Raw genomic sequence first — 13,840 nt, 5'->3', positions numbered from 1 at the left:
AGTCAAAGCGCCACCAGAACCGCGTAAGCTCTTAATGCACCAACGCAATCAGTTCCTGGAGCAAGTGTTCCGGCTGCTCGCCGCTGAGTTCAGCGTCAACCGGCAGATACCACCAGTTTTCTTTCGCAAAAGCGCGGCATTTCACCGCATCTTTTTCGGTCATGATTAATGTCTGACCGGATGTTGTCAACGCGTCTACCTGCTCCGCCACCAGCGCCTGGTGATCGGCCAGCGGAACACGTTTATCAAGGCGGGCACCACACTGTTCCAGCGTTGCGAAGAAACGCGGAGGATGACCAATACCTGCCATCGCGACCAGCGCGGGTAGCCGGGAAACGGCCTGTCGTTCACCGGTCAACAGGTTAATTGCCATGCCTGGCTGGAGTTGCATCGGGATCTCCCCCGGCTGTGCCACACCGCCGTTGACAATCACCGCATCCACGGACTTCAGGCGCGAAGCGCGTTCACGCATGGGGCCTGCAGGCAGCCACCAGCCGTTGCCAAAACGGCGGACGCCATCAATGACCACAATCTCTTTATCACGCGCCAGCGCGTAATGCTGCAGACCGTCATCGGTAATAATTATTTGCACGTCGTGTTCGGCAAGCAACGCCTGAACAGCATCACTACGCACCGGAGAGACTGCGACAGGCGCGCCAGTGCGCTGATAAATCAATACCGGCTCATCCCCCGCCTCGGCGGTCGTCGTGTCCGGCGTCAGGAGCAGTGGATAGTGCGCCGCTTTTCCGCCGTAACCTCGCGACACCACGCCGGGGCGGATGCCGCGCTTTTGCAGTTGCTCAACCAGCCAGATGACCACAGGGGTTTTACCGTTCCCCCCTGCCGTAAGGTTGCCCACCACGACAACCGGCACCGGCGCACGCCACGCCCGCTTTAGCCCCAGACGGTAAAACAGACGGATAATGCCGCTCACCAGACCATACAGCCAGGAGAGCGGCAGAAGCAGCAGCCACAGCGGGGACTCACCGGACCAGATGCGGGCAATCATTCGCCGAACTGCATCTTATGGAGCTGAGCGTAAACACCACGCTGTGCCAGTAAATCGGTATGGCTACCGCGTTCTACAATGACCCCATCCTCCACAACGACGATTTCATCAGCCTGTTCAATCGTTGACAGGCGGTGCGCAATCACCAGTGATGTACGGTTCTTTTGCAGTTCATCCAGCGCAGACTGAATTGCACGTTCAGATTCTGTATCCAAAGCAGAGGTTGCTTCGTCAAGGATCAGAATAGGGCTGTTACGCAGCAGTGCACGGGCGATGGCGATACGCTGGCGTTGACCACCGGAGAGCAGAACTCCATTCTCACCGATGATGGTATCCAGGCCGTTGTCCATCTTGTTAATAAAGTCCATGGCATAGGCCATGCGAGCGGCTTCTTCAATCTGCTCGCGGCTGTACTCTTCAGTGCGCGCATAGGCAATATTGTTCGCAACAGTATCGTTGAACAGATGCACGTTCTGAGACACCAGCGCAACCTGGTTACGCAGCGACTGCAGGGTGTATTCCCGCAGGTCGTGACCGTCTAACAGAATTTCACCCTGATCGATGTCGTAGAAACGGGTAATCAGGCTGGCAATCGTCGATTTACCCGAACCGGAACGGCCGACCAGCGCAACGGTTTTGCCTGCCGGAATGGTCAGGTTGATGTTACGTAATGCTGGAACTTCACGGCCAGGGTAAGTGAAGGTCACGTTGCGGAATTCGACATCGCCCTTTGCGCGCTCAATGACGCGAGTACCTTCGTCTTTCTCTTGCTCAGAATCCAGGATGCTGAACAGCGTCTGGCATGCTGCCATCCCGCGCTGGAACTGGGCGTTAACGTTGGTCAGCGACTTCAGCGGACGCATCAGCGCAATCATGGAAGAGAACACAACGGTGATGGTTCCCGCCGTCAGCGTTTCCATTACGCTCGGGAAGCTTGCCGCATACAGGACGAATGCCAGAGCCAGAGAGGCAATCAGCTGAATAATGGGATCAGAGATTGAAGAGGCCGAGACCATTTTCATCCCCTGCAGACGCATTTTGTTGCTGACTTTATCGAAGCGTTTTGTTTCGACCTCCTGCCCGCCGAAAATCAACACCTCTTTATGTCCTTTCAGCATCTGTTCAGCGCTGGTGGTCACCTGCCCCATCGTATTCTGCATATTCTTACTGATATTGCGAAAACGCTTTGAGACGACGCGGATCGCGACAGAAACAACCGGAGCCAGCACGATGAGGATCAGCGACAGCTGCCAGCTGTAATAGAACATCATCACGAACAGACCGATAATTGACGCACCTTCACGCACAACGGTAATCAGTGCGCTGGAGGAAGAGGATGCCACCTGTTCTGAGTCATAGGTGATACGTGACAACAACGTACCTGTCGATTGTTTGTCAAAGAAGGCCACCGGCATGCCCATCATGTGGCTGAACAGCCGACGGCGCATTGTCATGACCACTTTTCCTGACACCCAGGAGATGCAATAACTGGAAATATAGCTGGTGATACCGCGTAAGATCATCAGTCCGATCACCACCAGAGGCATCCATAGCAACACTGAGCGATCCGTTTTACCAAAACCGTCATCCAGTAACGGTTTGAGGAGCGATAACATAAAAGTATCGCTGGCTGCGTTGAGAACTAACGCTATACCCGCCACGATTAAACCTGCTTTAAAAGGTGCAATCATCGGCCAGAGTCGGCGGAAGGTTTGCCACGTGGAGAGATCTTTGTCGTTATGCATTCAAAAAACCAGCATCTGTTGAAATAGCCGCATATTCTACCCGTTATCGACGGGCGCGCCAAACCACTGATGATACCAACGCGGTAAATATTGCTCCCGCAACCGTCGGATTTGCCAGGCATGTTGCGAAAACGTCACCGATATTTGGCCCGAATGAGGGGTATCGTGCCAGACATAGCCCTCTTTTCGATAACGCTTCACCACCTTCACTGACGGGAATCGCCACGCATTGTAACGGGCCGCAGAATCCAGCGCGATTTCGCCTCCCACCCGTTGTACCAGCGGCAACGATGAGGAGGTATTACTGCCATGGTGCGGCACCTGTATCACCGTTGACGTCAGATAACGCCAGTAATGGCTAAGCATAGCCTGTTCCGCTTGCGCTTCAATGTCCCCTGTCAGCAAAACACTCTGCTCACCGTCATCAATTTTAACCACGCAGGAGCGATTGTTACCCTGGGCAGTGGATCCAGCCGGTGGCCAGTGGACGGTGAATGTTAACCCCTGCCATTTCCACTGCTGCCCGCGAAAGCAGGGAAGATGCTGCGCCCACCCCAGCGGGCTTCGTACCCACAAGTCTGGCCATGCCGCCTGCAGCGATGCCAGACCACCAGCATGGTCCAGGTGCTCGTGACTGAGAATAACGCCATCTGGTTGCAGGTGATGCCAGCGTAACCACGGAATGATCAACTGCTGCGCACTGTCTCCCCCAGGCCAGCCGGGACCGGTGTCGTATAGAAGCGCTTTACCCTGCCGCTCAATAACCATTGATAGCCCCTGCCCCACATCCAGCATATGCAACGTCCAGCTATCGGTTTTCGCCGTTTGCATGAATGGGGATGCCAGCACGACAGTTCCTGTCAGACACACCGCCGGCATGCTTTTCCAGGAGCGAAAGCGCCAGCCGATAATGGCCAGCCAGGGCAGCAATGTCAGGTACTGCCAGCGCTCATCGACGTCCTGCCAGCCATCAGGCAGACGCTGCAGCAGCCAGAACAAACCGGCCAGGGACTTATCTGCCGCAAACCATACGCCAGTCTCCAGGGGGACCAGCGGGAGCAGGTGCAGTAGCATACCGAGCAGGATCAGCGGAACCGAGATAAAGGTCACCAGCGGAACGGCAAAGAGATTGGCCACCAGCGAAGAGACGCTGAAGCCATGGAACATCAACACCTGCAAAGGCAGGAGCAGCAGCAACATCCCAACCTGCAGATAGAGTAAATTTATCAGGGGTCGCACCCGGCGAGTCCAGCGCCAGCTGGGGAGTGGCAGCCACTGATACCAGAAAATCAAGGCCGCGACAGCAAACGCTGACAACGCCAGGCTTTGAGAAAGCACCGCCAGCGGATCAACGATGAGTATCGCTGCAATACAGCTACACCAGACCTGCCATGCAGACCACTGACGCGCGCCGATCCGCAGAGCGGCCAGCACCGCAAGCGCGATGACCGTGCGTAATGCTGGCGGCTGCAAACCCGTTAGCCATGCGTAGAAGGCCGCAAAAAACAGTCCCGCAAGCAGTGGCATCTGCCAGCGGATCCACTGACACGGCAATAAAAACTGAATACCCCTGGCAAGCAACCAGACGATGGAAGCCGCCAGCGCGATGTGCAAACCCGAGATAGCCATCAGATGCGACGTGCCGGTTTCACGCATCAGTGTTTTTATTTCCCGGGGCACATCCAGGCGCTCGCCCATCCCCAGCCCCAGGATCACCGCTCCCCAACGATAGGCTGAAAGCGTGTCGTGCAGCGATGACAGATAGCGGGCACGCAAGCTGCAGCGTTCATCAATAATTTCTGCCCGCGTAAAACGTCCGCTTAACGTTTGATGCCGGGCAAAAGCATTTCGTTGAGGATCATATCCCCCGTCGTTCAGTTCACCGTGTACAGGCCTGAGCCTGAGCGTCATGGCCCAGCGCTGACCCGCGCAGGCCTTTTGCGGCAGGTAATTGCCATACAGCACGATGCCCGTCGATGCCCACCAGCGTTTGCCATTAAGTGCAACGATTTTCCCCTGATGGACTGTTGCGCCATCGGTGGCGGTGATCTCTACCTCAGCCTTGACTGCACCGGTGGTTAAATGCTGCATCGGCCAGACGCTTTCCTGCGCAGCCAGAATGCCCCACGCGCAAAATAACAACCCCATACCGATACACTTCAGACTGAAGCTTCGCTGTAAGCCCAGCACCAACCCACCGGCAACCATGGTCCATACAGTATGCCGTGCAGGTAGTTCTGGTAACCAGAGTAGCGGCACTATCGCCAGAATGGCGCACAGACTTAGTGTGGGAATTCCCATTACGACCTCCCTGTTTCAGGGCGGCAGTATGTAAGAAGAGGGAGAGAGGCGTCAGTTGAATAAAATGCAGGTTACAGCGCACGCTGCACTGTTTTTGTCGGTTTGCAGAAAACGACACGGGGATTGCGGCACAGCTTCAGAATAAAAACGATAAGTACAAAAAAAGCACCCGGAGGTGCTTTCTTTTGAACCCAGTTTAACCAGATGGCTAAACTCAGTTGCCGTAAATATTGGCGCGATCGCGCAGTTCTTTACCCGGCTTAAAGTGTGGAACGTACTTACCTTCCAGCTCGACTTTATCACCAGTCTTCGGGTTACGCCCGGTACGTGGAGCACGATAGTGCAGAGAAAAACTACCGAAACCGCGGATTTCAATGCGCTCGCCCTGGGCAAGAGTGGTGGCCATATGCTCCAGCATCTCTTTTACGGCATCTTCCACTGCTTTAGCTGGGATATGCGGTTGCTGACTGGCAAGTCTTTCAATCAATTCTGACTTGGTCATGATTCCTCCGGTTCCTTTCAAACCAATTAGCTGAACAGCTCATTAAACAAGGGCGGCCGTAGCCGCCCTTTGTTATTGATTACAGGACGAATCCTGCAATCTGTCAAGTTTGCTCCTCATCCTTCGCGCGATAAATGCGTTACCGCTCAAAGGATGCTGAGGACTTGATATTACTCGCCTTTAGCTGCTTTGAAAGCTTCAGCCATTGCGTTGTTAGAGAAGTTTGCATCTTCCTGTTTGTTAACAGTAGCGATTGCATCTTTCTCGTCAGCTTCGTCTTTCGCACGAACAGACAGGCTGATTGCACGGTTCTTACGGTCAACACCGGTGAACTTAGCTTCAACATCGTCGCCAACGTTCAGAACCAGAGTGGCATCTTCAACGCGGTCACGTGAAGCTTCAGAAGCGCGCAGGTAACCTTCAACGCCGTCAGCCAGTTCTACGGTTGCGCCTTTAGCGTCAACTGCAGTCACTTTACCGTTTACGATTGCGCCTTTCTTGTTCAGTGCAACCCAGTTGTTGAACGGATCTTCTGCGAGCTGTTTAACGCCCAGAGAGATACGCTCACGCTCTGCGTCAACCTGCAGAACAACTGCTGCGATTTCGTCGCCTTTTTTGTATTCACGAACTGCTTCTTCGCCTGCAACGTTCCAGGAGATGTCAGACAGGTGAACCAGGCCGTCGATGCCGCCGTCCAGGCCGATGAAGATACCGAAGTCAGTGATAGACTTGATTTTACCTTCAACACGGTCGCCCTTGTTGTGGGTTTCCGCGAACTGCTGCCATGGGTTGTTTTTGCACTGCTTCAGGCCCAGGGAGATACGACGACGTTCTTCGTCGATATCCAGAACCATAACTTCCACTACGTCACCAACGTTAACAACTTTGGATGGGTGGATGTTTTTGTTGGTCCAGTCCATTTCGGAAACGTGTACCAGACCTTCAACGCCTTCTTCGATTTCAACGAAGCAGCCGTAGTCAGTCAGGTTGGTCACGCGGCCAGTCAGTTTGGTACCTTCTGGGTAACGCTTAGCGATAGCTACCCATGGATCTTCGCCCAGCTGTTTCAGGCCGAGGGATACACGAGTACGCTCGCGGTCGAACTTCAGCACTTTAACAGTGATTTCGTCGCCCACGTTCACGATTTCGCTTGGGTGCTTAACGCGTTTCCACGCCATGTCGGTGATGTGCAGCAGGCCATCAACGCCGCCCAGGTCAACGAATGCGCCGTAGTCAGTGAGGTTCTTAACGATACCTTTGACTTCCATGCCTTCCTGCAGGTTTTCCAGCAGCTGATCGCGTTCTGCGCTGTTTTCGGATTCGATAACGGCACGACGGGAAACAACAACGTTGTTACGCTTCTGGTCCAGCTTGATTACTTTGAACTCAAGCTCTTTGCCTTCGAGGTGCAGGGTGTCACGGACTGGACGAACGTCTACCAGAGAACCTGGCAGGAACGCACGAATACCATTCAGCTCAACAGTGAAGCCACCTTTAACTTTGCCGTTGATAACACCGACCACAGTTTCAGCTTCTTCGTAAGCTTTCTCCAGCGTGATCCATGCTTCGTGACGTTTAGCTTTTTCACGAGACAGCAGGGTTTCGCCGAAGCCGTCTTCTACTGCGTCCAGAGCAACGTCAACTTCGTCACCTACCTGGATTTCCAGCTCGCCCTGGGCGTTTTTGAACTGCTCTGCCGGAATGGCGGACTCAGATTTCAGACCGGCGTCAACCAGTACTACGTCTTTGTCGATAGCAACAACAACACCGCGAACGATGGAACCCGGACGGGTTTCGATTTCTTTTAAGGATTCTTCAAACAGTTGAGCAAAAGATTCAGTCATGTTTAATCTTCAGGTTAATATTAACGTCCACCTGGCTCCGTGCCGGATGGGGTTGTTTCACATACCCGCCGTCAATCCATTGCAGCGGGGGTACTGCTAAATCGGTCGCAATTACGCGAGTGCCAGTTTTTGGCGCGCATATTGTAGCGCTTTTTCAATCACTTGCTCAATAGTTAAACTGGTGGAATCCAGAACTAATGCATCTTCTGCAGGAACAAGTGGGGCTACGGCGCGGTTACGGTCGCGGTCATCGCGCTCTTTTATCTCGGATAAAAGGCGATCAAAGTTAACACTAAACCCCTTCTCCTGCAACTGAAGCATGCGGCGTTGAGCCCGTTCTTCCGAGGAGGCGTCAAGGAAAATTTTCACTGGCGCATCAGGGAATACCACCGTCCCCATATCTCGTCCGTCAGCGATCAGGCCGGGTGCTTCACGGAAAGCACGCTGACGGCGTAACAGGGCCTCACGAACGCGCGGGAAAGCCGCCACCTGAGAGGCAGCGTTAGCAACCTCCTGCGTACGAATTTCGCCGCTCACATCTTCCCCTTCCAGGATCACTTCGAGGTTGCCATCGGTCGAGACAAAACGCACATCCAGATGCGCAGCCAGCGGAACCAGCGCCTCTTCAGACGCAACATCCACATGGTGATGCAGCGCTGCCAGCGCCAGCACGCGATAGATAGCTCCCGAATCTAAAAGATGCCATTGCAATGCTTCCGCCATCGCCTTGCACAGAGTTCCTTTCCCTGCGCCACTAGGCCCATCAATGGTGATTACCGGGGCAACTGCCGTCATCTTTTTCTCCTTAATAAAGGCATACCGTTAACATGAACGCCGCGCATTATACGCGCCAACGTGCGCAACTGTTACCTTTGCGTGCAAATTACGGAATTAATGAAGCAGAGTGTAGAAGAAATGTGCGGGAACAAACGTCAGAAAACGTAAGGAAATGCCGCATCGGGTGATGCGGCATCATGTCATCAGGCCAGTGTACTGATGCGGGCCAGCTGTTCGAAATAGTCCGGGAAGGTTTTCGCCGTACATTTCGGATCGAGGATCGTGACAGGTGTATCGGACAACGCCACCAGCGAGAAGCACATCGCCATACGGTGATCGTTGTAAGTTCCGATTTCCGCGAACTGCAGTTTTGCCGGAGGCGTTACGCGAATGTAGTCTTCGCCCTCTTCCACTTCGGCGCCTACTTTACGCAACTCGGTAGCCATCGCGAACAGACGGTCGGTTTCTTTCACGCGCCAGTTGTAGATGTTACGCAGCGTCGTAGTGCCTTTTGCAAAGAGCGCCGCGGTAGCAATGGTCATTGCCGCGTCAGGAATGTGGTTCATGTCCATATCGATGGCGTTGAGTTCACCACGTGTACAGGCGATGAAATCCTCCCCCCAGGTCACCACCGCACCCATTTTCTCCAGCACACCAGCAAAACGAATATCGCCCTGCACGCTGTTACGGCCAATACCGGTCACTTTCACCGTACCGCCTTTAATAGCACCTGCCGCCAGGAAGTAAGACGCAGATGAGGCGTCACCTTCAACCAGATAGTTACCCGGAGACTGATACTGCTGCGCACCGCGAACCACGAAGCGCTGATACGCGTGGTTTTCCACCTCCACACCGAAGGTTTTCATCAGATGCAGGGTGATATCAATGTACGGCTTAGACACCAGGTCGCCCTTGATAGTGATGACCGTATCCTGCGGTGCCAGCGGTGCAGTCATCAGCAGTGCCGTCAGGAACTGGCTGGAGACGCTGCCGTCCACCTCGACGTTGCCGCCGGTAAAGCCACCGCGAAGGCGCAGTGGTGGGTAATTTTCTTGCTCCAGATAGTCAATCTGGGCACCGCCCTGACGAAGGGCATCCACCAGATGACCGATCGGACGCTCTTTCATGCGCGGCTCGCCGGTAAGAACAATATTGTTGCTGCCCAGGCACAGAGCTGCCGCCAGTGGGCGCATGGCGGTTCCCGCGTTACCCAGAAACAGCTCCAGTTCCTCGGCTGAACGTAGCGCACCGCCGTTCCCCGTCACTTCACAGCGGGTACGGTCGTCAGACAGCGTGTAGTGAACTCCCAACGCTTTCAGCGCATTGAGCATATGGCGCACGTCATCGCTGTCCAGGAGGTTCGTGAGGACGGTGGTGCCGTTTGCCAGAGCTGCCAGCAGCAGAGCGCGGTTCGAGACACTTTTTGAACCAGGCAGATTGATGGTGCCATCTACCCGCGCGATAGGTTGTAACGTCAGGGATTCCATGAAACTTAACTCTCAACTCAACATAATAAAAACCCCGCAGCAGGGCTACGGGGGTGAAAACAGCGCAATCAACCGTGGCGACGTTCGAAGTCAATCATGAAATCGGTCAGGGCGTTAACGCCTTCCAGCGGCATGGCGTTATAGATGGAGGCGCGCATGCCGCCTACCACACGGTGACCTTTCAGCGCATGCAGACCTGCGGCGAAGGACTCTTCCAGGAAAACTTTATCCAGGTTGCTGTCCGCCAGCTGGAACGGCACGTTCATGCGGGAACGGTTGGCTTTCGCCACATCGTTACGATAGAAATCACTCTTATCAATGACGCCGTACAGCAGTTCTGCTTTCTGCTGATTGATCTTGTCCATCTGCGCCACGCCGCCGTTTTGCTTCAGCCATTTAAAGACCAGGCCGGAGAGATACCAGGCAAACGTCGGTGGGGTGTTGAACATGGAGTCGTTATCGTTCAGCACAGTGTAATCAAGAATCGACGGGCAGGATTTATGCGCTTTACCCAGCAGATCGTCACGTACGATGACGATAGTCAGGCCTGCAGGGCCGATATTTTTCTGCGCACCCGCATAGATGACACCGTAGCGGCTGATGTCAATCGGCGCAGAGAGAATGGTGGAGGAGAAGTCAGCAGCAACCACCACGTCTTTACCGAAGTCCGGCGTCTCGTCGATGGCAATCCCGTCAATGGTTTCGTTCGGGCAGTAGTGCAGATACGCGGCGTTGTCAGAGAGCTGCCACTCGCTCATTGGCTTCACGGCACGCAGGCCATCAACAGTCACTTTGGCGTCGATGACGTTTGGCGTGCAATACTTGTGCGCCTCCTTCACCGCGCTGGCCGCCCAGTAGCCAGCGTCAACATAGTCTGCCGTGGTTTTGTCACCCAGAATATTCAGCGGTACGCCAGCAAACTGGCCGCGTCCACCACCGTGGCAGAACAATACTTTGTAGTTCGAGGGAATGTTCAGCAGATCGCGAAAATCCTTTTCTGCTTCTTCCGCCACCTGAATAAACTCTTTACCTCGGTGGCTGATTTCCATCACCGACGTACCCAGACCGTTCCAGTCACAAAGTTCCTGTTGAGCCTGTTTAAGCACGTCTGCCGGTAACATTGCCGGACCTGAACTGAAATTAAAGACTTGAGCCATTTCCCCTCACCACGCTAAAAGCCATAAGTTATAACTGTGGATATCGGTTTTATCATTCAGTGACACGCGCCGCAATGTCTAAAACTTATGACCGGTGAAATGTGCCCTTCGTCACACAATACAATCTGTCGCCTCGCTGTCACAAAACCGACAAAATGGCTGTCAGACAAGGCGTTTGGCCCGGCTAACCTTCGACCATTCCGGATTTGTACAGCGGGGACATAATTGATGATCGCCCACGTGCATGGCAACGACATGGCTACATCTTACACAGGCATATTCGCCGGATTCCGGTACCGTTTTAAACCGCTCGATCAACATATCCGGCAGAATACAGAGCCCTGGCTTAACCTCGTCGTCAGGATAGTAATACACGCTGATTTGCCCATTCGTTTCCATTATCGCCAGACGCACTTGCCCAAGCTGCTCCACGCTGTTCAGCCGCAACTCCATAAAGAACTCAAATTCGGTCATATTGGCGCTTTGGACATTTTCCCAGGCCAGCTGTCCATTCTCAACGATAACGACGGGTTTCCCTTCAAGCATGTCTTCCAGCTTTTCGCTTTTCGACATCAGCCACATGACCAGCCGGTAAAGCAGCGCCAGCGTGACGAAGACAATAAACACCGGCACCATTGGCACATCATCGTAAAAAGCGACATCCCCCGCCGCTGAACCCAGCGTCAGAATGATCAGCACCTCAAACAGCGACATCTGCCGTACGCCACGCCGACCGGTGATTTTAAGAAACAGGAAGACCAGGACGAAGGTATACAGACTACGCAGCGCCACTTCGCCTAAAAATTCGGGTGGGACTTTATCAAACGCCATCCTTTGCAGATCGAATGCTTTCATTTTTTTATGCCTTAACAGTCAGTTACTGACAGTAAGCATAGCCCAGTCTTTTATTTTCGCCGGAGATAGCACCCGTCACGCAAAACCCGTATCATTGCGCGCTTTACGTACGATAAAAGTGAACGCCATGACTCAAACGTTTATCCCCGGCAAAGACGCCGCCCTGGAAGATTCCATCGCTCGCTTCCAGCAGAAACTGACCGACCTGGGCTTTAATATCGAAGAAGCCTCCTGGCTTAATCCAGTGCCTCACGTCTGGTCCGTGCATATTCGCGATAAAGACTGTGCACTGTGCTTTACCAACGGTAAAGGCGCGACGAAAAAAGCGGCGCTGGCTTCTGCGCTGGGTGAGTATTTTGAACGTCTGTCGACCAACTACTTCTTCGCCGATTTCTGGCTGGGTGAAACCATTGCTAACGGCCCGTTTGTTCACTATCCCAATGAAAAATGGTTCCCGTTGACCGAAGACGATGAACTGCCGGAAGGCATTCTGGATGCCCGTCTGCGTGCGTTCTACGATCCGGAAAATGAACTGACCGCCAGCATGCTGATCGATCTGCAGTCGGGTAATGAAGGGCGTGGGATCTGCGCCCTGCCGTTCACCCGTCAGTCTGATGAACAGACCGTGTACATCCCGATGAACATTGTCGGTAACCTGTATGTCTCTAACGGCATGTCCGCCGGTAATACCCGCAATGAAGCGCGTGTGCAGGGGCTGTCAGAAGTGTTTGAGCGCCACATTAAAAACCGCATCATTGCTGAATCCATCAGTCTGCCTGAAATTCCGGCCGACGTGCTGGCGCGCTATCCGGGCGTGGTGGAATCCATTGCTAAGCTGGAGGCAGAAGGCTTTCCTATCTTTGCGTATGATGGCTCGCTGGGCGGTAAATACCCGGTTATCTGCGTTGTGCTGTTTAACCCGACGAACGGCACCTGCTTCGCCTCCTTCGGCGCGCATCCTGACTTCGGCGTGGCGCTGGAGCGTACCGTCACCGAGCTGCTGCAGGGCCGTAGCCTGAAAGATCTCGATGTATTTACTCCACCAACCTTTGACGACGAAGAAGTGGCCGAGCATACCAACCTCGAAACCCACTTCATCGACTCCAGCGGTTTGATCTCCTGGGATATGTTCAAGCAGGACGCAGACTATCCATTCGTCGACTGGAGCTTTGCCGGTACGACCGAAGAAGAGTTCGCTACCCTGATGGCCATCTTCAACGCGGAAGATAAAGAAGTCTACATTGCTGACTACGAACACCTGGGTGTTTACGCCTGCCGTATTCTGGTGCCGGGCATGTCCGATATCTATCCGGCTGAAGATCTGTGGCTGGCAAACAACAGCATGGGTGCGCACCTGCGTGAAACGCTGCTGGCCCTGCCAGGCAGCGAGTGGGAAAAAGAGGATTATCTGAACCTGATCGCCCAGCTGGACGACGAAGGCCATGATGACTTCACGCGCGTACGTGAACTGCTGGGTCTGGCTACCGGTAAAGACAACGGCTGGTATACCCTGCGCATCGGCGAGCTGAAAGCGATGCTGGCGCTGGCTGGCGGCGATCTGGATCAGGCCCTGGCCTGGACCGAGTGGACCATGGAATTCAACCAGTCAGTGTTCTCTGCCGAGCGCACCAACTACTACCGCTGCCTGCAAACCCTCCTGCTTCTTGCGCAGGAAGAGGATCGTGAGCCACTGCAGTACCTGAATGCCTTCGTGCGCATGTACGGTGCCGAGGCGGTAGAAGCCGCCAGCGCGGCCCTGAGCGGCGAAGCGCCATTCTACGGACTGCAGGCGGTCGACAGCGATCTGAAAGCCTTCCCTGCGCATCAGTCGCTGTTGAAGGCCTATGAAAAACTGCAGAAAGCAAAAGCCGCTTACTGGTCAAAATAAGCGCATATAACATTATCAGCAGTAGGCGTATTTAATCGTCTGGGCTATATTACGGGGCAATTTCATTGCCCCGTTTTTTATTTTTTTCGGCAATGAACGTTGAATGTAATAATAAAGTTAAATATGGGTAAATATAATAATATTTGCCTGGGCTTTACTGTTACTTTTTATGGCAAATACTCCATATTAATTAACTGTTTCAGAGGTGGCCGACCGAAAAAATTCAACTCTTTTCATAACTTTTAAAATTTATTTTTATACGGATAATCAAAAAC

Annotated in this window: 10 protein-coding genes; 1 reads left to right on the top strand and 9 read right to left on the bottom strand. The window is 53.7% G+C overall.

The features are described 5' to 3' along the window. Positions 1 to 31: 31 nt before the first annotated feature. From lpxK to ACMWKA_RS01845, 9 genes are all read right to left on the bottom strand, one after another. Positions 32 to 1,009 carry a tetraacyldisaccharide 4'-kinase gene (gene lpxK / locus ACMWKA_RS01885; RefSeq protein WP_058660291.1) on the bottom strand — a complete coding sequence of 326 codons (978 nt, stop codon included), beginning with the start codon at positions 1,007 to 1,009 and terminating at the stop codon, positions 32 to 34. Beyond that, positions 1,006 to 2,754, bottom strand: a complete 1,749-nt coding sequence (gene msbA, locus ACMWKA_RS01880) for a lipid A ABC transporter ATP-binding protein/permease MsbA (RefSeq protein ID WP_013097303.1) — start codon at positions 2,752 to 2,754, stop codon at positions 1,006 to 1,008. The genes lpxK and msbA overlap by 4 nt, the downstream gene beginning before the upstream one ends. 36 nt (positions 2,755 to 2,790) lie before the next feature. After that, entirely contained in the window at positions 2,791 to 5,055 is a 2,265-nt protein-coding gene (locus ACMWKA_RS01875) for a ComEC family protein (RefSeq protein WP_058651190.1), read from the bottom strand. Positions 5,056 to 5,269: 214 nt separating this feature from the next. Next, entirely contained in the window at positions 5,270 to 5,557 is a 288-nt protein-coding gene (gene ihfB, locus ACMWKA_RS01870; RefSeq protein ID WP_003858233.1) for an integration host factor subunit beta, read from the bottom strand. A gap of 170 nt (positions 5,558 to 5,727) precedes the next feature. Further along, the gene (rpsA, locus tag ACMWKA_RS01865) at positions 5,728 to 7,401 is read right to left on the bottom strand and encodes a 30S ribosomal protein S1 (RefSeq protein WP_008499966.1); all 1,674 of its coding nucleotides are present in this window, start codon (positions 7,399 to 7,401) and stop codon (positions 5,728 to 5,730) included. 111 nt (positions 7,402 to 7,512) lie between these two features. After that, a complete protein-coding gene (gene cmk, locus ACMWKA_RS01860; protein WP_013097305.1) occupies positions 7,513 to 8,196 on the bottom strand; it encodes a (d)CMP kinase in 684 nt (227 codons plus the stop codon). Between the two features lie 185 nt (positions 8,197 to 8,381). Then, positions 8,382 to 9,665, bottom strand: a complete 1,284-nt coding sequence (gene aroA / locus ACMWKA_RS01855) for a 3-phosphoshikimate 1-carboxyvinyltransferase (protein WP_414759946.1) — start codon at positions 9,663 to 9,665, stop codon at positions 8,382 to 8,384. Positions 9,666 to 9,733: 68 nt separating this feature from the next. Next, positions 9,734 to 10,822 (bottom strand): 3-phosphoserine/phosphohydroxythreonine transaminase, encoded by a 1,089-nt coding sequence (gene serC / locus ACMWKA_RS01850; RefSeq protein WP_095440418.1) that lies wholly within the window; start codon positions 10,820 to 10,822, stop codon positions 9,734 to 9,736. A gap of 162 nt (positions 10,823 to 10,984) precedes the next feature. Continuing rightward, entirely contained in the window at positions 10,985 to 11,677 is a 693-nt protein-coding gene (locus ACMWKA_RS01845) for a DUF421 domain-containing protein (RefSeq protein WP_013097308.1), read from the bottom strand. Positions 11,678 to 11,804: 127 nt separating this feature from the next. On the opposite strand from ACMWKA_RS01845, the gene ycaO reads away from it, so the two are divergent. Further along, entirely contained in the window at positions 11,805 to 13,565 is a 1,761-nt protein-coding gene (gene ycaO, locus ACMWKA_RS01840; RefSeq protein ID WP_414759945.1) for a 30S ribosomal protein S12 methylthiotransferase accessory factor YcaO, read from the top strand. Positions 13,566 to 13,840 lie beyond the last annotated feature (275 nt).

Source organism: Enterobacter sp. 03-F-07-AD-ECC (genome assembly GCF_047530935.1).
Classification (GTDB): Bacteria; Pseudomonadota; Gammaproteobacteria; order Enterobacterales; family Enterobacteriaceae; genus Enterobacter; species Enterobacter cloacae.
This window is presented reverse-complemented; position numbering and strand designations above follow the sequence as displayed.

Bases quoted from the DNA above. Each gene is read 5' to 3' on its own strand.
- ihfB (WP_003858233.1), bottom strand. From the start codon at position 5,557: ATGACCAAGTCAGAATTGATTGAAAGACTTGCCAGTCAGCAACCGCAT.
- aroA (WP_414759946.1), bottom strand. From the start codon at position 9,665: ATGGAATCCCTGACGTTACAACCTATCGCGCGGGTAGATGGCACCATC.
- lpxK (WP_058660291.1), bottom strand. From the start codon at position 1,009: ATGATTGCCCGCATCTGGTCCGGTGAGTCCCCGCTGTGGCTGCTGCTT.
- serC (WP_095440418.1), bottom strand. From the start codon at position 10,822: ATGGCTCAAGTCTTTAATTTCAGTTCAGGTCCGGCAATGTTACCGGCA.
- ACMWKA_RS01875 (WP_058651190.1), bottom strand. From the start codon at position 5,055: ATGGGAATTCCCACACTAAGTCTGTGCGCCATTCTGGCGATAGTGCCG.
- msbA (WP_013097303.1), bottom strand. From the start codon at position 2,754: ATGCATAACGACAAAGATCTCTCCACGTGGCAAACCTTCCGCCGACTC.
- ACMWKA_RS01845 (WP_013097308.1), bottom strand. From the start codon at position 11,677: ATGAAAGCATTCGATCTGCAAAGGATGGCGTTTGATAAAGTCCCACCC.
- rpsA (WP_008499966.1), bottom strand. From the start codon at position 7,401: ATGACTGAATCTTTTGCTCAACTGTTTGAAGAATCCTTAAAAGAAATC.
- ycaO (WP_414759945.1), top strand. From the start codon at position 11,805: ATGACTCAAACGTTTATCCCCGGCAAAGACGCCGCCCTGGAAGATTCC.
- cmk (WP_013097305.1), bottom strand. From the start codon at position 8,196: ATGACGGCAGTTGCCCCGGTAATCACCATTGATGGGCCTAGTGGCGCA.